Here is a 22,305-nt window from a genome sequence, read left to right on the forward strand (position 1 = left end):
TAACAGATTCATAACCGATAGATCTGATAGTGGTGAGGGGAAATGACGCAGGTTTTTAATTTTAGCTCCGGTCCAGCCATGCTGCCGGTAGAAGTACTCCGTCGCGCGGAACAGGAACTCTGTAACTGGAATGGCCTGGGGACGTCCGTGATGGAGATAAGCCATCGCAGTAAAGAGTTTATGCAGGTTGCGCAAGATGCGGAGAAGGATTTTCGTGATCTGCTAAAAATCCCCTCCAACTATAAAGTTTTGTTCTGTCATGGCGGCGCCCGTGCGCAATTCGCCGCTGTGCCGATGAATTTACTCGGTCAGGCGAAGAGCGCAGACTATGTTGATGGCGGATATTGGGCGCAGAGCGCAATAAAAGAGGCGCATAAATATTGTGTGCCTAATGTGATTGATGCGAAAACCACCGTTGATGGTAAGCGGGCGATTACCGCGATGAAGAGCTGGGCGCTGAATGATGATGCCGCCTATGTTCACTTTTGCCCGAATGAAACCATTGATGGGATAGCGATCAACGAGCAGCCGGATTTTGGTGACAAAGTGGTGGTGGCCGATCTCTCTTCTACTATTCTTTCCCACTCCATTGACGTCACCCGTTACGGCGTGATCTACGCTGGTGCGCAGAAAAATATTGGGCCGGCCGGATTAACGCTGGTTATCGTACGGGATGATCTATTAGGTAAAGCCTCGCAGGCGCTGCCTTCGGTTTTGGATTACAGCGTATTGGCGGAAAACGAGTCCATGTTTAACACGCCGCCAACCTTTGCCTGGTATCTTTCTGGTTTGGTGTTTAAATGGCTGAAAGAGCAGGGCGGCGTGGACGAAATTGATAAAGTGAATCAAGCGAAAGCCGATCTGCTTTATGGGGTTATTGATCGCAGTGATTTCTATCGCAATGATGTGGCGGTTGCCAACCGTTCGCGTATGAACGTGCCGTTCCAGTTGGCCGATGCCGCGTTGGACAAACGTTTCCTTGAAGAGTCATTTGATGCTGGTCTACATGCGTTGAAAGGCCATCGTGTAGTTGGCGGGATGCGTGCATCCATCTACAATGCGATGCCGCTGGAAGGGGTGAAGGCATTGACTGATTTTATGGTCGATTTTGAACGCCGCCATGGCTAATCAGGCTCAGTAAGTATTTATGTTGATAACTGAAACCTCGGTGAGCGAGGTTTCATTGCTATTGTTTTATGGAGAGAAGTTTTCGCATGCAGGATTCCCTGACGTTACAACCGATCGCGCGTGTTGACGGTATTGTTAATTTGCCCGGCTCTAAAAGTGTTTCAAACCGGGCATTACTGCTGGCGGCACTGGCGAGCGGAACCACGCGGTTGACCAATTTGCTGGACAGCGATGACGTAAAGCACATGCTCAACGCGCTACGCGCGCTGGGTGTTGACTACCGTTTATCGGATGATCGTACCGTCTGCGAAGTGGTGGGTAACGGCGGTCCGTTGCGTGCTGAAGGCGCATTAGAACTCTTTCTGGGCAATGCCGGAACGGCAATGCGCCCGCTGGCTGCGGCGTTGTGTTTGGGAAGCAATGATATTGTGCTCACTGGCGAGCCGCGTATGAAAGAGCGTCCTATCGGTCATTTGGTGGATGCGCTTCGCCAGGGTGGAGCAAAGGTGGAGTACCTTGAACAGGCCGATTATCCGCCAGTACGTATTCAGGGCGGTTTCAACGGTGGAGAGGTTGCGGTTGATGGTTCGGTCTCAAGTCAGTTTTTAACGGCGCTATTGATGACCGCACCGCTCGCGGAGCACGATACCGCAATTGTGATTAAAGGTGATTTAGTCTCAAAACCGTATATTGATATTACCCTGCATTTAATGAAAGCCTTCGGCGTTGAAGTAGAAAACCAGCACTACCAACGTTTTCATATTAAAGGGCGCCAGCACTATCAAACACCCGGTGATTATTTAGTTGAAGGGGATGCGTCTTCCGCCTCCTACTTTCTTGCCGCCGCCGCTATTAAAGGGGGAACGGTGCGCGTTACCGGTATTGGCCGCAATAGCGTGCAAGGCGATATCCGTTTTGCCGACGTGTTGGAAAAGATGGGCGCTCAGATTGAATGGGGCGATGATTACATTGCCTGTACGCGTGGCGAATTACGCGCAATTGATATGGACATGAATCATATTCCCGACGCGGCAATGACCATTGCTACCACCGCGTTGTTCGCTACGGGCACCACGGTGATGCGTAATATCTATAACTGGCGTGTGAAGGAAACCGATCGCCTTGCGGCAATGGCGACGGAGTTGCGCAAAGTGGGAGCGGAAGTAGAGGAAGGGCATGATTATATCCGCGTCACTCCGCCGCCCGCCATTCGTCATGCTGAAATCGGTACCTATAATGATCATCGCATGGCAATGTGCTTCTCCCTGGTGGCCTTGTCTGACACACCGGTCACCATTCTTGATCCGAAATGTACCGCCAAAACATTCCCTGACTATTTTGAGCAACTGGCGCGTATTAGCACACTCGCCTGACCGTAAAAACCCGTTGCGGCTATGCAGCGGGTTCTCTTCTCTCTTATTCGCTTCATCACGCAACGAAATAGCCAAAAACGGCTGATTATTTTCACTCTGTCTATGCTTAAGGGTAACCATCATTGTTATTGCAGCGTATAATGCGCCGCGAAATGAGCTTGCCAGCCAGGTAGCCATGGGTATTCCAGCGATAGGAGAGAGAAATGACGGCAACAGCCCCGGTAATTACCATTGATGGCCCAAGTGGGGCAGGTAAAGGCACGCTGTGTAAAGCGATGGCGGAAGCATTGCGCTGGCATTTGCTAGACTCAGGGGCTATTTATCGCGTGTTAGCGTTGGCTGCATTACATCATCAGGTTGATATTGAGTCTGAAGAAGCGCTGGTGCCGATTGCCGCTCACCTGGATGTCCGTTTTGTCTCCACCGATGGCGAAATGAACGTTATTCTTGAGGGTGAAGATGTATCTGGTGAAATCCGCACGCAAGAAGTCAGTAATACCGCATCGAAAGTGGCGGCCTTTCCCCGGGTGCGTGAAGCATTATTACGGCGCCAGAGAGCATTCCGTGAGCTCCCGGGCCTAATTGCCGATGGTCGGGATATGGGAACCGTGGTCTTCCCCGATGCGCCAGTGAAGATTTTCCTTGATGCCAGCGCGGAAGAACGGGCACACCGCCGTATGCTACAGTTGCAGGAGAAGGGCTTTAGTGTTAACTTTGAGCGCCTTTTATCCGAGATCAAAGAACGTGATGATCGCGACCGTAATCGGGCGATTGCTCCTTTGATGCCTGCGCAAGATGCTCTGGTGCTGGATTCAACCAGTATGTCCATTGAGCAAGTTATTGAAAAGGCATTGAATTATGCCCGCGAGAAAATCGCATTGCCGCAGGCCTGAACGGTAGAATAGTTGCTATACCCCTGTGATATGGAACGTCATGGGGCATGTTAAACAACCCCATCCGGCAGGACGTCAGGTGGACGTTAAATTGAAGAATCCTGAAGATTATCAATATGACTGAATCTTTTGCTCAACTCTTTGAAGAGTCCCTGAAAGAAATCGAAACCCGCCCGGGTTCCATTGTTCGCGGCGTTGTTGTTGCTATCGACAAAGACGTAGTACTGGTTGATGCCGGTCTGAAATCTGAGTCTGCCATTCCGGCTGAGCAGTTCAAAAACGCACAGGGCGAAATTGAAATCCAGGTTGGTGATGAAGTTGATGTTGCCCTGGACGCAGTAGAAGACGGTTTCGGTGAAACGCTGCTGTCTCGTGAGAAAGCGAAGCGTCACGAAGCATGGCTGATGCTGGAAAAAGCTTACGAAGAAGCTGCAACCGTTACTGGCGTAATCAACGGCAAAGTCAAGGGCGGCTTCACTGTTGAGCTGAACGGTATTCGTGCGTTCCTGCCAGGCTCTCTGGTTGACGTACGTCCAGTGCGCGATACGCTGCACCTGGAAGGCAAAGAGCTTGAATTCAAAGTAATCAAGCTGGATCAGAAGCGCAACAACGTTGTGGTTTCTCGTCGTGCCGTTATTGAGTCTGAAAACAGCGCAGAGCGCGATCAACTGCTGGAAAACCTGCAGGAAGGCATGGAAGTTAAAGGTATCGTTAAGAACCTCACTGACTACGGTGCATTCGTTGATCTGGGTGGCGTTGACGGCCTGCTGCATATCACTGATATGGCGTGGAAACGCGTTAAGCATCCGAGCGAAATCGTGAATGTTGGCGACGAAATCACCGTTAAGGTGCTGAAATTCGATCGCGAGCGTACCCGTGTTTCTCTGGGTCTGAAACAACTGGGCGAAGATCCATGGGTCGCTATCGCTAAGCGTTATCCGGAAGGTACCAAACTGACCGGTCGTGTGACCAATCTGACTGATTACGGCTGCTTTGTTGAAATCGAAGAAGGCGTTGAAGGTCTGGTGCACGTTTCCGAAATGGATTGGACCAACAAAAACATCCACCCGTCCAAAGTTGTTAACGTTGGCGATGTAGTGGAAGTTATGGTTCTGGATATCGATGAAGAGCGTCGTCGTATCTCCCTGGGCCTGAAACAGTGTAAATCTAACCCATGGCAGCAGTTCGCAGAGACCCACAACAAAGGCGATCGCGTTGAAGGTAAAATCAAGTCAATCACTGACTTTGGTATCTTCATCGGCCTGGACGGTGGTATCGACGGCTTGGTTCACCTGTCTGACATCTCCTGGAATGCTACCGGAGAAGAAGCGGTTCGTGAATACAAGAAAGGCGACGAAATCGCTGCTGTGGTTCTGCAAGTTGACGCAGAGCGCGAGCGCATCTCTTTAGGCGTTAAGCAACTGGCTGAAGATCCGTTCAACAACTACATCTCTTTGAATAAGAAAGGTGCAATTGTCAACGGTAAAGTCACTGCAGTTGACGCGAAAGGTGCTACAGTAGAATTAGCAGACGGCGTTGAAGGCTACCTGCGTGCTTCTGAAGCTTCGCGTGACCGCATTGAAGATGCAACTCTGGTACTGAATGTTGGCGACGATGTTGAAGCTAAATTCACCGGTGTTGATCGTAAAAACCGTGTTGTTAGCCTGTCTGTTCGTGCGAAAGACGAAGCTGACGAGAAAGATGCCATCGCGACTGTTAACAACAAACAGGAAGAAGGTAACTTCTCTAGCGCAATGGCTGAAGCGTTCAAAGCGGCTAAAGGCGAGTAATTGGCCTGAGCACCCGGTAGGCGTTTGCCGGCCGGGTGCGGTAGTTTAGCTGTCAAACCTTTTCCAATAGGGATTAACCGGAGGATTTATGACCAAGTCAGAACTAATTGAACGACTTGCAGGCCAGCAGACTCATATTCCGGCGAAAGTCGTTGAGGATGCGGTAAAAGAAATGCTGGAGCACATGGCCACTACGCTGGCCGAGGGCGAACGCATTGAAATCCGGGGATTCGGCAGCTTCTCTTTGCATTATCGTGCGCCTCGCACCGGTCGTAACCCGAAAACGGGTGACAAAGTGGATCTGGAAGGTAAATACGTTCCCCACTTTAAACCGGGTAAAGAATTGCGCGATCGTGCAAATATCTACGGTTAAGCAGCCACCAATGCAAATATAAAAACGGCACGTTAGTGCCGTTTTTTTTTGCTTAAAATTCTGTTTCTGCAAACACTCTCGCATGATGTACGCAACTCTGCGTAACCCAAAAAAATCTCCGGAAAACCTCTCGACTCCTCAAAAAACACCTCTGCGCATTCCTGCCCTGTGATGTCACAATCCTTTTCAGCCACGGGAGAGACATCAGGATGATCAAGTCAGTTACGCAGCTTGCATGGGCAATTATTAGCGGTGTCATCCCGCTGCATTTCTTGCCGGAATTGCCCGCCATGCGCCACGTTTGGACGATGATCATCGCCGTATTATTGTTAATCGCATTGCCATGGTCATTCACTCGTTTTATCGCGTTGGTGTTGCTTTTCTTTCTGTGGGCGGTGAGCGAAGCAAAACAGATGCAATACCAAATTGGGGTATTTAGCGCGCAGACGGTTAGCGTCGAAGTGCGGATCGAAAGTATGGATGGGGAGAATAAAACGCGGATTAAGCTAATGCGTTATGCTGGTCAGCCGGTTTATCCGCCGCTGTACGCGGATATTTATGATTTAAAAACGTCTTCAGCTCTGTGCGCCGGTCAGCGCTGGCGCATGGCATTACGATTACGACCGGTACACGCACGCTTGAATGAAGGAGAGTTCGACAGGCAGCGATTTATGTTAGCCAATGCCACGCCCTTAACCGGCAAAGCGCAACTGCAAGAACGATTGGAGGGTTCGTGTGGCTGGCGCCAACGCATTATGGCGCATAGTTACCAGCAATATCATCGCCTGAAATGGCAGTCGATAATGACGGCTTTGCTGTTTGGCGAACGTCAGGAGGTGAGCGCTGAGCTGAATCAGTTACTACGCGAAACGGGAACCGCACATTTAATGGCGATCTCAGGTCTGCACATCGCTCTCGCCGCCAGTTGCGGCTGGTTGCTGGCGCGTGGGCTGCAACGTTTTATCCCGTCATCATGGATAGGTTTTCGTTTTCCGCTATTTTGTAACTTGATGGTTGGCGTGCTCTACGTCTGGCTTTCGGGCAACCAACCCCCGGCTATCCGCACATTAGTGGGGTTGTGCGTCTGGTGCGTTATTCGTCTGAACGCCATCAACTGCCAGGGCAGCCAAGTATGGAGTATTTGTGTTGCGCTCATTTTATTGTTTGATCCTTTTAGCGTATTTTCCGATAGTTTTTGGCTGTCGGTATTGGCGGCTGGCGCATTGATAATTTGGTGTCGACACTTTCCGCTACCCAACCGGTTTGCCAAACGTAAACGCTGGGTGGTATTGCAAATGTTGCATATCCAGGTCGGCATTACCTTGTTACTGATGCCAGTCCAGGCGTGGTTGTTTCACGGGATCAGTTTAAGTTCCCTGGTCGCGAACTTATGGGCAGTACCGCTGGTCTCCTTTGTCAGCGTTCCTCTATTACTTTGCGGACTGATCGGTAGTTTTTTCTCTCCATTGAGTGATGTTTTCTGGCGTCTGACCAATATCTCTCTTGAGGTGGTGTTTCGGCCTCTACAGGCGTTACCGGCGGGATGGATGACCTTTAGCCATCAGGCCGAACTGGCATGTCTGCTGTGTTGGTTATTGGCATTTTGCTGGCGGTTCGGCTGGTTGCGGAGTTCGCCGGTCGCCGTATGTGGCGCCATGCTGGTTATCACGCAACCGCGTCATACGCAACCAGAGCCAGTATGGCGGTTGGATATGCTAGACGTCGGGCATGGCCTGGCAATGGTTATTTCACGTCAGGGGCACGCATTGGTTTACGATACCGGGAATCGTTGGGCACGCGGTGATGCCGGTAAAAATGTGATTGCGCCCTGGCTGCGCTGGCATGGCTTGCAGCTTGACCAGGTTATCCTCAGTCATGGGCATCTCGATCATCGTGGCGGACTGGCAAGTTTACAGGCGGTTTACCCTGATATTTCCGTCAGGAGCGCATTAGGTAATGAGCAGCACTTACCGTGCAAAAGAGGAGAACGTTGGCAGTGGCAAGGTCTGCATTTTTACGTGCTATGGCCTGAGAATACGCAAACCGCTGGCGGGAATAATGACTCATGCGTATTGTCGGTGACGGATGGCCGACATCGCGTTTTATTGACTGGGGATCTGGAGGAGCCTGTCGAGAAAAAGTTGGTAACACTTTCGCGCAATGAGCTGCGTGCGGATATTTTGCAGGTTCCGCACCACGGGAGCCGTAGCTCATCCTCACCGCCATTTCTCCGCGTGGTTAATGCGCAGTTGGGCTTGGCTTCTGCCGCGCGTTATAACGCCTGGCGTTTACCGGCGTCAAAAATCATCGAGCGCTATCAACGTAATAGCTATCAATGGCGTGATACTGCGCTCTCGGGCCAGCTTAGTGTGCGATTTTACAGCGATAAATGGGTGGTTTTTGGCTTCCGCGAACAAATATTGCCTCGTTGGTATCATCAGTGGTTTGGCGTCCCTCGTGATTCCAGGTAGAATGAGCGGCTATTTCATCCAATGCTGGTTATATAATGCATCAAGATAAAGATCTCTCGACATGGCAGACATTCCGTCGCCTCTGGCCAATGATTGCACCGCACAAGGCCGGGTTAGTGGTCGCGGCTGTTGCTCTGGTCCTGAACGCGGCAGGGGATACGTTAATGCTGTCACTGCTGAAACCTTTACTCGATGATGGTTTTGGGAAAGCCGATAAATCGGTCTTAATTTGGATGCCGATGGCAGTGATTGGGTTAATGTTGGTGCGCGGTGTCACCAGTTATATCTCTAGTTACTGTATATCTTGGGTATCCGGCAACGTGGTGATGAACATGCGGCGTGGTTTGTTCAGCCACATGATGGGTATGCCGGTCGCTTTTTTTGACCAGCAATCAACCGGGACATTATTGTCGCGTATTACCTATGATTCTGAGCAGGTGGCTTCCTCCTCCTCTAGCGCACTGGTAACGGTGGTGCGTGAAGGCGCATCGATTATCGGCCTGTTTGTAATGATGTTTTATTACAGTTGGCAGCTTTCTCTGATCTTAATTGTTCTGGCGCCAATCGTTTCCTACGCTATCCGCATGGTGTCTAAGCGCTTTCGCAACATCAGTAAAAACATGCAAACCACCATGGGGCAAGTGACCACCAGCGCCGAGCAGATGCTGAAAGGGCATAAAGAGGTGCTGATTTTTGGCGGCCAGGAAGTGGAAAGCAACCGCTTTAACCAAGTCAGCAACCGCATGCGCCAGCAAGGTATGAAGCTGGTCTCCGCTTCGTCAATTTCCGATCCGATTATTCAGTTGATTGCTTCGCTGGCGTTAGCATTTGTTCTGTACGCTGCCAGCTTCCCTTCGGTTATGGCGACGCTGACGGCGGGGAGTATTACGGTGGTGTTCTCATCAATGATTGCGTTGATGCGCCCGCTCAAGTCACTGACTAACGTTAATGCGCAGTTTCAGCGCGGCATGGCGGCTTGTCAGACGTTATTCACTATTTTGGATAGCGAGCAAGAGACTGATAGCGGCACGCGTACCATTGAACGCGCGCAAGGTGATATTGAATTCCGCGGTGTGACCTTCACCTATCCCGGACGAGATGTGCCCGCACTGCGTGATATTAACCTAACTATTCCGGCAGGCAAAACCGTGGCGCTGGTCGGGCGCTCAGGGTCGGGTAAATCTACCATGGCGAGCCTGCTTACGCGCTTTTATGACATCCAGCAGGGAGAGATTCTGATGGATGGCCATGATTTACGGGAGTATACGCTCAGTTCTTTGCGTAACCAGGTCGCATTGGTTTCGCAAAACGTACATTTATTCAACGATACCATTGCCAACAATATTGCCTACGCCCGTAGCGAAAAATATAGCCGTGATGAAATTGAACGCGCGGCAAAGATGGCTCATGCGATGGATTTTATTGGCAAGATGGATAACGGTTTGGACACCGTGATTGGTGAAAACGGGGTTCTGCTTTCCGGCGGACAACGTCAACGTATCGCCATTGCGCGAGCGTTGTTACGCGATAGTCCGGTATTGATCCTGGATGAAGCGACTTCGGCGTTGGATACCGAGTCGGAACGTGCAATTCAATCCGCGCTGGATGAGTTACAGAAAAACCGTACCTCATTGGTCATTGCGCACCGTCTCTCTACCATTGAAAAGGCGGATGAGATTGTGGTGGTTGAAGATGGGCGCATTATCGAACGCGGCACACATGATGATTTGCTGACGCGTAAAGGTGCCTATGCACAATTGCACAAAATGCAGTTTGGTCAATGATTGAGCGCATCTGGAGCGGGCGCTCACCGCTTTATCTGCTGCTGTTACCGTTTAGCTGGCTGTACGGGCTGGTGAGCCATCTGATCCGCCTGAGTTATCAACGCGGTTGGCGGAAAAGCTGGCGGGCGCCGGTTCCGGTGGTGGTGGTCGGTAATCTGACTGCGGGCGGAAATGGTAAAACGCCGGTGGTGATCTGGTTGGTGGAAACTTTACGGCGCGAAGGATTACGCGTCGGGGTGGTTTCGCGCGGTTACGGCGGTAAAGCGGCGCGCTATCCGCTGTTACTCGATGCGCAAACCAGCAGCGTAGAAGCCGGTGATGAACCGGTGCTCATTTATCAACGTACGCAGGCGCCGGTCGCGGTTTCGCCGGTGCGCAGCGAAGCAGTCAAAGCGCTACTGGCGCAGCACTCTCTCGATGTGATTATCACCGATGATGGTCTGCAGCATTATGCGTTGGCGCGGGACGTTGAGATTGTGGTGGTTGATGGCGTACGCCGTTTCGGCAATGGCTGGTGGCTACCCGCAGGCCCGATGCGTGAGCGTGCGTCCCGCCTGCAAAGTGTTGATGCAGTCATAATTAATGGCGGCGAAGCGGAAGTAGATGGCATTACTATGCAGCTCACGCCCGGCGCTGCGATAAACCTAAAAAGCGGTGAAAGCCGTCCACTGGCGCATTTTAGCGACGTGGTGGCAATGGCCGGTATTGGGCATCCTCCTCGTTTTTTCCGCACCTTAAAACAGCAGGGGATTACCCCAGTGGGGGAAATAGCCTTTGGCGATCATCAAACCTATACCGAAGAGATGCTCGCGCCATTGGTAACCGAACAACAGACATTAATGATGACGGAAAAAGACGCGGTCAAATGCCGTGCCTTTGCGCATGATAACTGGTGGTATCTGCCGGTTGATGCGCATTTAAGCGATCGGGCGAGTACTATCGTCGCAAAAATAAAAAGCGTATGCCGTTAAAAGTTTAAGCCCGCGTTTAGTTGCCGCTACACTGATTACCTTTCCTGCCAGGAGGGTACGATGACCAACCTCTCTCTTTCTCTCACTACCGCGCGTAATTTACACCTGTCCGCTCAGGGCTTGTTACATCCGCCCACGCGTAAGCCCCGGTATACTGATATTGTCGACACGATACGGCGAATGTCATTACTGCAAATCGATACCATTCATGTGGTGGCGCGTAGCCCTTTCCTGGTTCTGTTCAGCCGTCTGGGCGCTTACCCGGAAACATGGCTGGGCGAGGCGCTGGCGACAGGTGAACTGTTTGAGTATTGGGCACATGAAGCCTGCTTTATCCCGGCGGAAGATTACCGCCTTCTACGCCATAAAATGCTACAGCCGCAGGCAATGGGCTGGAAATACAATGCTGAGTGGATGGCGCAGCATCAGCATGAGGTTGCCGAGCTATTGCGCCATATTGAGGACAATGGCCCGGTTCGTTCTGCTGATTTCACTACCTCTCCGGCGCATAAGCCGGGCTGGTGGTCGTGGAAGCCGCATAAGCGCCATTTGGAAAATTTATTCACTGCCGGCGAGGTGATGGTAATTGAACGGCGTAATTTTCAGCGCGTGTATGATCTACGCCATCGTGTGCTGCCTGAATGGGATGACCAATTACATGGCATCAGTGAGCGAGAAGCAGTAGATGAAATGTTATCTAACAGCGCACAAAGCTTAGGTATCTTTCGGCCCGAGTGGCTGGCGGATTATTATCGTTTAAAGCGAGCGCCGATCAAAGCAACTCTGGCGCGCTGGCTGGAAGAGGGCCGCGTAGTACCGGTTAACGTGGAACAATTGGGGCAGCTTTATCTCCATCATCGCTTAGTGGCGCAACTGGAAAAGCCGCTAAAAGCCAGCCATACCACCCTCCTTTCCCCTTTTGACCCGGTGGTTTGGGATCGCCGCCGGGCGCTGGAGTTATTTAACTTTGACTACCGTCTAGAGTGTTACACCCCGGAGCCGAAGCGGAAATATGGCTATTTTGTGTTGCCTATCTTACATCGCGGCGCATTAAAAGGACGGCTGGATGCGAAAATGCTGCGTAAAGAAAAAACCTTGCTGATCAAAAACCTCTGGTTGGAAGACAAGGTGAAGGTGAGCGCTTCACTGCTTAACGATATGCGACGTGCCCTCGCGCGCTTTGCTCAATGGCAAGGAGCGGAAAGCATTGTTTTTGAGCATCTTCCGGCCGGGCTATATGCGGCATGGGGCAGCGGATGGCAACTGGATTAATGTGTCGCCTTCCCGTGCCGTTGGTCTGTGATATGCTTACGCTTCTGGCGTTCCGGTCCATTACGGAGGAATTATGGATCACCGTTTACTCGAAATCATTGCTTGTCCGGTTTGTAACGGCAAACTGTATTACAACAAAGAACAGCAGGAATTGATCTGCAAACCAGATGGTCTGGCTTATCCGCTGCGGGATGGGATCCCCGTGTTGTTGGAAAGCGAGGCGCGTACCCTTTCTGTTGAAGAGATCCATCCATGAGTTTCGTGGCAATTATTCCGGCGCGCTTCGCTTCAACGCGCCTACCGGGTAAACCAATGGTCGATATCCACGGTAAACCGATGGTGGTACATGTGATGGAGCGGGCGCGGGAATCAGGCGCCTCGCAGGTCATTGTGGCGACCGATCATCCCGACGTTGCGGCGGCAGTTACGGCGGCAGGCGGGGAAGTCTGTATGACGCGCGCCGATCATCATTCAGGTACCGAACGTCTGGCCGAAGTTATCGATCGTTATCAGTTTTCTGATGAAACGGTGATTGTCAATGTGCAGGGCGATGAGCCTATGGTTCCACCGGTCATTATTCGTCAGGTAGCGGAAAATTTGATCGGCTCTCAGGTGGGTATGGCAACGCTCGCGGTGCCGATTGAAACGGCTGAAGAGGCGTTTAATCCTAATGCGGTAAAAGTGGTGATGGACGCTAGGGGCTACGCGCTCTATTTTTCACGTGCCACCATCCCCTGGGATCGCGAGCGGTTTGCACATTCACGTCAGCAAATTGGCGAAACGTTCCTGCGCCATATTGGTATTTACGCCTACCGTGCCGGGTTTATCCGTCGCTATGTGACGTGGGAGCCGAGCCAACTTGAGCAAATTGAACTGCTCGAACAGCTACGTGTACTGTGGTACGGTGAAAAAATTCACGTCGATGTGGCAAAAGCGATCCCAAGCGTAGGTGTTGATACGCCTGAAGATTTGCAACGTGTGCGGGTAGCCATGGCACCTTAATTTTGTCGGGGCCTCGGGGCCCCTTCATTATGCGATCCGTTCGAAAACGGTGTTTGTCTCTTTTTTCCTTCTGTCTCCTGCCGCTTATTTTGCACCATCCTTGATCTGTATTGATGAAATCCGCTGTTCCGGGGTTGATGATAATTAACCTGATAACGTCAGAGGTAATGTGAATGGAACAGTTGCGTGCTGAACTGACTCTGGTCTTGGGGGAGCAGGTTAGTCGGCTTGAACAAGTTAGCGAACTCCCTTACGCCAATCTTTTCGCGCTCTATAACCGTGCCGGTCATGCCATGCCATTAATGGCAAAATGCTATTTTAATCAGGGTATTGCCGCACAAGAAGCCAGGAAACTCTCCATGCTGGCGCGTGAAGGAACATTGCGCGTACCCGGCGTGTACGGTTTGGTTGTGAGCCAACAAAAACCGCGGCATGACGTTTTGTTGATTGAGCGATTAGGTGGGGTTTCGGTCGATGCGCCAGCGCGGACGCCGCAGCGTCAGGCGCAGTTACAGGATCAGATTGTTGAAAGCCTGATGGCATGGCACCGTATTGATAGCCATGGCGTGGTGGGTACCGTCGATAGTACGCAGGAAAATGGCTGGGTTAACTGGTATGCACAGCGCGTTGAAATGCTGTGGGCGACGTTATCATCGTTAAAACCGCCATTTCTTTCCATGGAAGGGCGGAGAGTGCTGTATCGTTCACGCGAAATATTACCGCGCTTGTTTGAGGATTTTGATGATAATTGCGTGCTGGTACATGGGAACGTCATGCTGCGCAATATGTTAAAAGATCCGCGCAGCGATCAACTTTTAGCAATGATGAACCCCGGCATGGTGCTGTGGGCGCCGCGTGAGTTTGAGTTATTCCATTTGTGCGAGGCGGGAGCGGAGGAGTCATTACTCTGGCGTTATCTCTCTCAGGCGCCGGTCGCAGAGGATTTTGTTTACCGGCGCTGGTTTTATCAACTGTGGGAGGCCATCGCCCAAATGCTTCTCACCGGCAAACTGGATACCGGGCGTTTCCAACGAGCGACGGAAGGTTTACTGCCCTGGCTGACCTGAGTTGGCGGTATCATGTCCGGTAAGCCACTGCCATAATTGACCCAAACTCTCATACCAGACACGCTCGCTATGCTGTAGCCAAAGCGACGAAGGTAGCGCTTTTTCCCAGCTATTTAGCGGGGATACAATGGCCAATTGGTTCGCGGGCGCGGCAATCGGCCTTAACCCCTGCTGATGGAAGAAGATCATCGCACGCGGCATATGATTCGCCGAGGTCACCAGCAACAAAGGATGAGTGCCGATGAGCGCTTTTACCGCACGGGCCTCCTCGCCGGTATCCTGCGGTTTATCTAACGTCACGATGGCCGCTGCCGGTACGCCGAGCGAACGTGCTACGCGTGCCGCCACTTCGGCATTGCTAACCGGATTGGTTTGCGCTGCTGCACCGGTAAATACCAGTTTGGCCTGTGGGTTAGCTTGCCATTGGCGCACCCCTTCCACTACGCGCGGTAAACTATTGCCGATCAGGTTCGAACCAGGCGCCCAGTTAGGATTCCAGGTATAGCCACCGCCCAACACCACGATAAAGTCTACCTTTGCTTGCCCATTCCAGGTGGGGTATTGCCGTTCCAGCGGTAACAGTAAGCGGTCTGCCACTGGCTGTAAACTCAGTAACAGCAGGATTAACCAACTCAAAGAGAGTAAAATTTTGCCGGTTTTCTGCCAACGACTGAACCACAGCAATAAAATCCCGATTGCGAAAACGGTAAGCAGGAAAGGCAAGGGGAGCATCAGCCCGCCGATGAATTTTTTCAGGGTGAAAAGCATGAAAACGGACTCCTTTTGTCCGAAAAAACAGCACATAAAAGCGAAGCGATGCATGAAAGGTTCATTCTCTGCCAGTGTATGCCAAAATACCCGTTTCGCGTGTGGCAAAAAACCGGAGCCAAGCCATGCAGGATCGCAACTTTGATGATATCGCCGAAAAATTTTCGCAAAACATATACGGTACCACTAAGGGGCGGATTCGGCAGGCTATCCTCTGGCAGGAACTGGATAAAATCTTTGCTTCGCTGCCGCAACGCCGGCTATCGGTGCTGGACGCGGGCGGCGGTGAGGGGCAGACCGCTTGTGGCATCGCCGCATTGGGGCATCAGGTGCTGCTTTGCGATCTTTCGGCGGAAATGTTGCAGCGTGCTCGCCTTAACGCTAACGAAAAAGGTGTGAGCGACAACATGCAATTTAAACAAATTAGCGCGCAAGAGGTCGGTCAACATTTGGATACGCCAGCCGATCTGGTATTGTTTCACGCGGTGCTGGAGTGGGTCGCCCAGCCGCAAGAGGTTCTTGCCGCGCTCTGGAATACGCTGGCGCCGGGTGGCGTGCTGTCACTGATGTTTTACAATTTGCACGGGCTAACCATGCGTACGCTGACGCTGGGCAATTTTGGTTATTTGCAGGCGAATTTACGTAAGCGTAAGAAAAAAACTTTGTCGCCCGATTATCCGCGCGATCCGGAGCAGGTTTATGGTTGGCTGCGTGACTGCGGTTTTACCATTGAAAGCCGCGCTGGCATCCGCGTATTTCACGATTATATGCGTGATAAAGAGAAACAGACCGAGCGGTTTGATGACGTGTTGGCAATGGAACAACGTTATTGTCAGCAAGAACCCTTTTTAAGTTTAGGGCGTTATATCCACGTCACAGCGCGGAAACCCATTCAGAAGGACGAACTATGAGTGAATTTTCCCAGACTGTACCGGAACTGGTTGCCTGGGCGCGAAAAAATGATTTTTCCGTCTCTTTGCCTACCGAACGTCTGGCATTTTTACTGGCTATCGCCACGCTGAATGGCGAACGCATGGATGGCGAGATGAGCGAAGGAGAGCTGATTGATGCCTTTCGCCATGTGAGTAAAGCTTTTGAGCAGACCAATGAAACGGTTCAGGTGCGCGCGAACAATGCCATTAATGACATGGTACGCCAGCGTTTACTCAACCGTTTTACCAGTGAACTTGCTGATGGCAATGCCATCTATCGCCTGACGCCGCTGGCGATTGGGATTACTGACTATTATATTCGCCAGCGTGAGTTTTCCACGTTGCGGCTCTCCATGCAGCTTTCCATCGTGGCGCAAGAGCTGAAACGGGCGGCGGACGCGGCGGAAGAGGATGGTGATGAGTTCCACTGGCATCGCAACGTTTTTGCGCCGCTGAAGTATTCGGTTGCTGAAATTTTCGACAGTATTGATATGACGCAGCGGGTGATGGATGAGCAACAGCAAACAGTAAAGGCGGATATTGCTGAATTGCTTAATCAGGACTGGCGCGCGGCTATTTCCAGTTGTGAGCTTTTACTCTCTGAAACCTCCGGCACGCTACGTGAATTGCAGGATACGCTGGAAGCGGCGGGTGACAAGCTGCAGGCCAATTTGTTGCGTATTCAGGATGCAACAATGAGCAGCCCGGATTTGGGGTTTGTCGATAAGCTGGTGTTCGATCTGCAAAATAAACTTGACCGGATTATCAGTTGGGGCCAGCAAGCGATTGATTTGTGGATCGGTTACGATCGCCACGTACATAAATTTATCCGTACCGCTATCGATATGGATAAAAATCGGGTGTTCGCCCAGCGTTTACGCCAGTCGGTACAGAACTATTTTGATGCACCCTGGGCCTTAACCTACGCCAATGCCGATCGTCTGTTTGATATGCGCGACGAAGAATTGACGCTGCGTAACGAAGAGGTTACCGGCGAGCTGCCTTCTGAGCTGGAATACGAAGAGTTTAATGAAATTCGCGAACAGCTTGCAGCGATGATTGAAGAAGCGCTGCAGATTTACAAAGCACAACAGAAACCGCTCAATCTGGGCATGGTGATGCGGGATTATTTGGCGCAATATCCCCGTGCGCGTCACTTTGATGTGGCGCGCATTGTTGTCGATCAGGCCGTGCGCTTAGGCGTGGCCGAAGCAGATTTTTCCGGCCTGCAGGCGCAATGGCAGGTCATTAATGATTACGGAGCCAAGGTGCAGGCGCATGTCATTGACAAATATTGAACAAGTGATGCCGGTTAAACTGGCTCAGGCTCTGGCCAATCCTCTTTTCCCGGCGCTGGATAGTCAACTACGTGCGGGCCGCCATGTTGGTATCGAAGAGCTGGATAATCACGCTTTCCTGATGGACTACCAAGAGTTTCTTGAGGAGTTCTACGCACGCTACAACGTTGAGTTGATTCGTGCGCCGGAAGGTTTTTTCTACCTGCGCCCGCGCTCTACCACCTTAATCCCGCGTTCGGTGCTGTCTGAGCTGGATATGATGGTGGGTAAAATCCTCTGTTATCTCTACCTCAGCCCTGAGCGTCTAGCCAATGAGGGGATTTTTACCCAACAGGAGCTGTACGACGAACTGCTTAGTCTGGCCGATGAAACCAAACTGCTGAAGCTGGTAAACCAGCGTTCAACCGGTTCCGATCTCGATCGGCAAAAGCTGCAGGAGAAGATGCGCGCGTCGCTTAACCGCCTGCGCCGCTTGGGTATGGTTTGGTTTATGGGTAATGACAGCAGTAAGTTTCGGATTATTGAGTCGGTATTCCGCTTTGGCGCCGACGTGCGCAGTGGTGATGATCCACGCGAAGCGCAATTACGCATGATTCGGGATGGCGAGGCGATGCCGCTGGAAAATGGCATGGCGCTTAATGATGAAAGTGATGAAAACGAGTCGGATACCGAGAGTAATCCGCCGGAAGCAGCGGAGGATGAACAGGAATGATTGAACGCGGAAAATTTCACTCACTGACGCTGATTAACTGGAATGGTTTTTTTGCGCGTACTTTTGACCTGGATAATCTGGTCACAACCTTGTCCGGCGGGAATGGCGCCGGTAAGTCGACCACCATGGCGGCGTTTATCACTGCGCTGATTCCTGACCTGACGTTACTGCATTTTCGTAACACCACCGAGGCTGGCGCGACGTCTGGCTCGCGTGATAAAGGTTTGCACGGTAAGTTACGCGCCGGGGTGTGTTATTCGGTTTTGGACGTTGTTAACTCGCGTCATCAGCGTGTGCTGGTGGGCGTGCGGCTACAACAGGTCGCCGGGCGTGATAAAAAGGTCGATATACGCCCGTTTAGCATCCATGGGTTGCCCACTGCGCTCAATCCGACCGAGATCCTGACCGAGACGGTTAACCAGCGCCAGGCACGCGTATTGCCGTTAAATGAACTTAAAGAGCGCCTTGAAGAGATGGAAGGCGTGCAGTTTCGGCAATTCAACTCGATTACCGATTATCACTCATTAATGTTTGAGTTGGGGATTGTCGCGCGTCGTCTACGCTCGGCAGGCGATCGGAGTAAATACTATCGTTTGATTGAGGCCTCGTTGTATGGCGGGATCTCCAGCGCTATTACGCGCTCGCTGCGTGATTATTTGCTGCCGGAAAATAGCGGTGTGCGTAAAGCTTTTCAGGATATGGAAGCTGCGTTGCGGGAAAACCGTATGACGCTGGAAGCGATTCGGGTCACGCAGTCCGATCGCGATCTGTTTAAGCATTTGATTTCTGAAGCCACCAGCTATGTGGCGGCAGATTACATGCGCCATGCCAATGAGCGTCGGATTCATTTAGATGGCGCATTAGTGTTGCGTAATGATCTGTTCACCAGTCGTAAACAATTGGCGACTGAGCAATATCGCCATATTGAGATGGCACGCGAGTTAGCCGAGCACAATGCCGCAGAGAACGATCTTGAAACGGATTATCAGGGCGCGAGTGACCATCTGAATTTGGTTCAAACCGCCATGCGTCAACAAGAAAAGATTGAGCGTTATGAAGCCGACTTGGATGAGTTGACTTACCGCCTTGAAGAACAGAACGAGGTGGTAGCGGAAGCGCGTGAAGTGCAGGACGAGAACGAGGCGCGTTCTGAAGCTGCCGAACTTGAAGTGGATGAGCTGAAAAGCCAACTGGCGGATTATCAGCAAGCGCTGGATGTTCAGCAAACCCGAGCGATTCAGTATCAACAGGCGCTGCAAGCACTGGAACGCGCACAAACAATCTGTAGCCTGTCTGATTTATCGATTGATAACGCAGAAGAGTGGCAGGAAACTTTTCAGGCAAAAGAGCAAGAAGCCACTGATAAGCTGTTAATGCTGGAACAAAAAATGAGCGTGGCGGAAGCGGCGCATAGCCAGTTTGAACAGGCGTTTGAATTGGTGAACAAGATTACCGGGCCGGTAAGTCGTAGCGAAGCCTGGCAAATTGGCCGGACGCTGTTACGCGACGCGGCTAATCAGCGCCATCACGCCGAACAACTCTCCTCCTTGCGTATGCGGCTGGGCGAAATGGAGCAGCGCCTGCGCGAGCAACAGGACGCTGAACGTTTGCTGAACGAGTTCTGCAAGCGGCAGGGCCGACAATACGATGCCCATGAGTTAGAAGCGTTACAACGTGAGTTAGAAGCGCAAATAGAGCAGTTGTCGCAGAGCGTGGCCGATGCGGGTGAACGCCGCATGACCATGCGCCAACAGTTGGAAACCCTGCGTGAGCGCATCACTACGCTGACCGCTCGTGCGCCGCACTGGCTGGCTGCGCAAGAGATTTTGACACAGCTAAGCGAACAAATCGGGCAACCGCTGGAAAATAGCCAGCAGGTGACCGAGTTTATGCAACAGCTATTGGAGCGTGAGCGCGAAACCACCGTTGAGCGTGATAACGTGGCCGGACGCAAGCGCGAGGTGGAGCAGCAGATTGAACGGCTGAGCCAACCGGGTGGCGCGGAAGATGCGCGCTTAAATAACCTCGCCGAGCGGTTTGGCGGCGTATTGCTTTCTGAAATTTATGATGATGTGACGTTGGATGATGCGCCTTATTTCTCGGCGTTATATGGCCCGTCACGCCATGCGATTGTGGTGCCAGACCTGTCGTTGGTGCGTGAGCAGCTGGATGGGTTGGAAGAGTGCCCGGAAGATCTCTATCTGATTGAGGGGGATCCACAGTCTTTTGATGACAGCGTCTTCAGCGTAGAAGAGCTGGAAAAAGCGGTAGTGGTTAAAGTCGCTGAGCGCCAGTGGCGTTACTCGCGTTTCCCGAAAATACCGCTGTTTGGCCGTGCGGCGCGTGAAAATCAACTGGAGTTATTGCATACCGAACGTGAGCAACTGGCGGAAAAATATGCCACCTTGTCGTTTGACGTGCAAAAGACGCAGCGCTTGCATCAATCATTCAGCCGGTTTATTGGCAGCCATCTGGCGGTGGCGTTTGAGGATGATCCGGAAGCGCAAATTCGCCAGCTTACTGCGCGTCGCAGCGAGATTGAACGTGCGCTAAGCAGCCATGAAAGTGAAAATCAGCAGCAGCGTCAGCAGTTTGAACAGGCACGCGAAGGCGTGGCACAGCTTAACCGGCTACTGCCGCGTGTAAGCTTGTTAACCGATGAAACCTTAGCAGACCGCTGCGAAGAATTGCGTGAACTGATGGATGAAGCGCATGAAGCATCGCGCTTTATTCAGCAGCATGGCAACCATCTGGCGCGGCTGGAGCCGATCGTGTCTGTCTTGCAGAGCGATCCGGAGCAACATGAGCAGTTAAAAGCTGACTATCAGCAAGCGCAGCGGGTTCAGCGTGATGCGCGGCAACAGGCGTTTGCGCTAACCGAAGTTGTACAGCGCCGCGCTCATTTCGGTTATGTCGATTCTGCCGGAATGCTGACCGGTACCAGCGATCTCAACGAGAAATTGCGTCAGCGGCTGGAGCAGGCCGAAGGTGAACGCGCCCGTGCCCGCGAACGGTTACGTGAGCACCAAACGCAGCTTACGCAATATTCGCAGGTTTTGGCGTCGTTGAAGAGTTCGTTCGACGCGAAGCGCGATATGCTGAAAGAACTGCATCAAGAGATGCAGGAGATTGGCGTTCAGGCCGATGCCAGCGCGGAAGAGCGCGCGCGCATTCGTCGTGATGAACTGTACAGCGCGCTAAGTCATAACCGTTCGCGCCGTAATCAACTGGAAAAACAACTCACGTTCTGCGAAGCGGAAATGGATGCCTTGCAGAAAAAACTGCGGCGCCTGGAGCGCGAATATCATCAGGCTAGAGAGCAGGTGGTGAGCGCCAAAGCCGGTTGGTGTGCGGTGATGCGGATGGTGAAAGACAATGGCGTCGAACGCCGTCTGCACCGGCGTGAACTGGCTTACATGAGCGGCGATGAGCTACGTTCCATGTCGGATAAAGCGCTTGGCGCATTGCGCTTGGCGGTGGCGGATAATGAACACCTGCGTGATGTGCTGCGCTTGTCCGAAGATCCTAAACGACCAGAACGTAAAATTCAGTTCTTCATTGCGGTTTATCAGCATCTGCGCGAGCGTATTCGGCAGGATATTATTCGCACCGATGATCCGGTTGAAGCTATTGAGCAAATGGAAATTGAGCTGGGTCGTTTAACCGAAGAGCTCAACGCCCGCGAACAGATGCTGGCGATCAGTTCGCGCAGCGTATCGAACATTATCCGCAAAACTATCCAGCGTGAACAAAACCGCATTCGACAGCTTAACCAGGGGCTGCAAAGCGTCAGCTTTGGTCAGGTGCGAAGCGTACGTTTAAACGTCAATATTCGTGAGACGCATGCCATGTTGTTGGATGTGCTCTCCGAAGAGCATGAGCAACATCAGGATCTGTTTAACAGTAACCGGCTCTCCTTCTCCGAAGCATTGGCGAAATTGTACCAGCGGTTGAACCCGCAAATTGATATGGGGCAGCGGACACCGCAAACCATTGGCGAAGAGCTACTTGATTACCGTAACTACCTGGAAATGGAAGTTGAGGTTAACCGTGGCTCAGATGGCTGGCTGCGGGCGGAAAGCGGCGCACTCTCCACCGGTGAGGCTATTGGTACCGGTATGTCGATTTTGGTGATGGTGGTGCAAAGCTGGGAAGAGGAGTCTCGTCGGCTACGGGGTAAAGATATTTCGCCATGTCGTTTACTGTTCCTGGATGAAGCGGCGCGTCTGGATGCTAAATCGATCGCCACACTGTTTGAATTGTGTGAGCGCCTTGAAATGCAGCTAATTATTGCGGCACCGGAAAATATCAGCCCGGAAAAAGGCACTACCTACAAACTGGTGCGTAAAGTGTTTAACAATACCGAACACGTCCATGTTGTGGGGTTACGGGGTTTTGCCGCTGAGCCGTCTGCGGGCGTAGCGGATAACGCGGTCGGATCGGAATCAGAACAAACTCAGGTTTAAATGTA

General features: G+C 52.0%; 17 protein-coding genes. 16 read left to right on the forward strand and 1 reads right to left on the reverse strand.

The genetic code is table 11. From position 1 onward, the window contains the following. Nucleotides 1-42 precede the first annotated feature (42 nt). The 12 genes from serC (at nucleotide 43) to PMPD1_RS08470 (ending at nucleotide 14,124) form a co-directional block, all read left to right on the forward strand. Nucleotides 43-1,128, forward strand: coding sequence for a 3-phosphoserine/phosphohydroxythreonine transaminase (gene serC / locus PMPD1_RS08415; RefSeq protein WP_173633609.1), 1,086 nt, complete (start codon nucleotides 43-45; stop codon nucleotides 1,126-1,128). An 86-nt stretch (nucleotides 1,129-1,214) separates the two neighbouring features. Further along, the gene (gene aroA / locus PMPD1_RS08420) at nucleotides 1,215-2,501 is read left to right on the forward strand and encodes a 3-phosphoshikimate 1-carboxyvinyltransferase (protein ID WP_173633610.1); all 1,287 of its coding nucleotides are present in this window, start codon (nucleotides 1,215-1,217) and stop codon (nucleotides 2,499-2,501) included. A 203-nt stretch (nucleotides 2,502-2,704) separates the two neighbouring features. Next, nucleotides 2,705-3,394: a (d)CMP kinase gene (cmk, locus tag PMPD1_RS08425; protein WP_173633611.1), complete on the forward strand. Its 690-nt coding sequence runs from the start codon at nucleotides 2,705-2,707 to the stop codon at nucleotides 3,392-3,394. A gap of 116 nt (nucleotides 3,395-3,510) precedes the next feature. After that, nucleotides 3,511-5,184, forward strand: coding sequence for a 30S ribosomal protein S1 (rpsA, locus tag PMPD1_RS08430; protein ID WP_173633612.1), 1,674 nt, complete (start codon nucleotides 3,511-3,513; stop codon nucleotides 5,182-5,184). Between the two features lie 88 nt (nucleotides 5,185-5,272). Beyond that, a complete protein-coding gene (gene ihfB, locus PMPD1_RS08435) occupies nucleotides 5,273-5,557 on the forward strand; it encodes an integration host factor subunit beta (RefSeq protein WP_173633613.1) in 285 nt (94 codons plus the stop codon). 209 nt (nucleotides 5,558-5,766) lie between these two features. Further along, the gene (locus PMPD1_RS08440) at nucleotides 5,767-8,028 is read left to right on the forward strand and encodes a ComEC family protein (RefSeq protein WP_173633614.1); all 2,262 of its coding nucleotides are present in this window, start codon (nucleotides 5,767-5,769) and stop codon (nucleotides 8,026-8,028) included. A gap of 35 nt (nucleotides 8,029-8,063) precedes the next feature. After that, nucleotides 8,064-9,812, forward strand: coding sequence for a lipid A ABC transporter ATP-binding protein/permease MsbA (gene msbA, locus PMPD1_RS08445; RefSeq protein ID WP_173633615.1), 1,749 nt, complete (start codon nucleotides 8,064-8,066; stop codon nucleotides 9,810-9,812). Then, entirely contained in the window at nucleotides 9,809-10,783 is a 975-nt protein-coding gene (gene lpxK, locus PMPD1_RS08450) for a tetraacyldisaccharide 4'-kinase (RefSeq protein WP_173633616.1), read from the forward strand. Before msbA ends, lpxK begins: the two co-directional genes overlap by 4 nt. A 60-nt stretch (nucleotides 10,784-10,843) precedes the next feature. Next, on the forward strand, nucleotides 10,844-12,055 hold the full coding sequence (locus tag PMPD1_RS08455) for a winged helix-turn-helix domain-containing protein (RefSeq protein ID WP_173633617.1): 1,212 nt from the start codon (nucleotides 10,844-10,846) through the stop codon (nucleotides 12,053-12,055). Between the two features lie 73 nt (nucleotides 12,056-12,128). Beyond that, complete coding sequence (locus PMPD1_RS08460; protein WP_173633618.1) at nucleotides 12,129-12,311, forward strand: Trm112 family protein; 183 nt, start codon at nucleotides 12,129-12,131, stop codon at nucleotides 12,309-12,311. Beyond that, the gene (kdsB, locus tag PMPD1_RS08465) at nucleotides 12,308-13,057 is read left to right on the forward strand and encodes a 3-deoxy-manno-octulosonate cytidylyltransferase (protein WP_173633619.1); all 750 of its coding nucleotides are present in this window, start codon (nucleotides 12,308-12,310) and stop codon (nucleotides 13,055-13,057) included. Before PMPD1_RS08460 ends, kdsB begins: the two co-directional genes overlap by 4 nt. Before the next feature lie 173 nt (nucleotides 13,058-13,230). Next, entirely contained in the window at nucleotides 13,231-14,124 is an 894-nt protein-coding gene (locus PMPD1_RS08470; RefSeq protein ID WP_173633620.1) for a YcbJ family phosphotransferase, read from the forward strand. Here PMPD1_RS08470 and elyC read toward each other — a convergent pair. Next, nucleotides 14,104-14,892 (reverse strand): envelope biogenesis factor ElyC, encoded by a 789-nt coding sequence (gene elyC / locus PMPD1_RS08475; protein ID WP_173633621.1) that lies wholly within the window; start codon nucleotides 14,890-14,892, stop codon nucleotides 14,104-14,106. The genes PMPD1_RS08470 and elyC overlap by 21 nt on opposite strands. Nucleotides 14,893-15,017: 125 nt before the next feature. Between elyC and cmoM the strand changes: the two genes are divergently transcribed. The 4 genes from cmoM to mukB are packed head-to-tail and all read left to right on the forward strand — an operon-like array spanning nucleotide 15,018 to nucleotide 22,300. Further along, nucleotides 15,018-15,803 carry a tRNA uridine 5-oxyacetic acid(34) methyltransferase CmoM gene (gene cmoM, locus PMPD1_RS08480; RefSeq protein ID WP_173633622.1) on the forward strand — a complete coding sequence of 262 codons (786 nt, stop codon included), beginning with the start codon at nucleotides 15,018-15,020 and terminating at the stop codon, nucleotides 15,801-15,803. Beyond that, entirely contained in the window at nucleotides 15,800-17,122 is a 1,323-nt protein-coding gene (gene mukF, locus PMPD1_RS08485) for a chromosome partition protein MukF (RefSeq protein ID WP_173633623.1), read from the forward strand. Before cmoM ends, mukF begins: the two co-directional genes overlap by 4 nt. After that, nucleotides 17,103-17,834: a chromosome partition protein MukE gene (gene mukE / locus PMPD1_RS08490; RefSeq protein ID WP_173633624.1), complete on the forward strand. Its 732-nt coding sequence runs from the start codon at nucleotides 17,103-17,105 to the stop codon at nucleotides 17,832-17,834. Before mukF ends, mukE begins: the two co-directional genes overlap by 20 nt. Then, nucleotides 17,831-22,300 (forward strand): chromosome partition protein MukB, encoded by a 4,470-nt coding sequence (gene mukB / locus PMPD1_RS08495; protein WP_173633625.1) that lies wholly within the window; start codon nucleotides 17,831-17,833, stop codon nucleotides 22,298-22,300. The genes mukE and mukB overlap by 4 nt, the downstream gene beginning before the upstream one ends. Nucleotides 22,301-22,305 lie beyond the last annotated feature (5 nt).

This window comes from Paramixta manurensis (assembly GCF_013285385.1).
Lineage (GTDB): Bacteria > Pseudomonadota > Gammaproteobacteria > Enterobacterales > Enterobacteriaceae > Paramixta > Paramixta manurensis.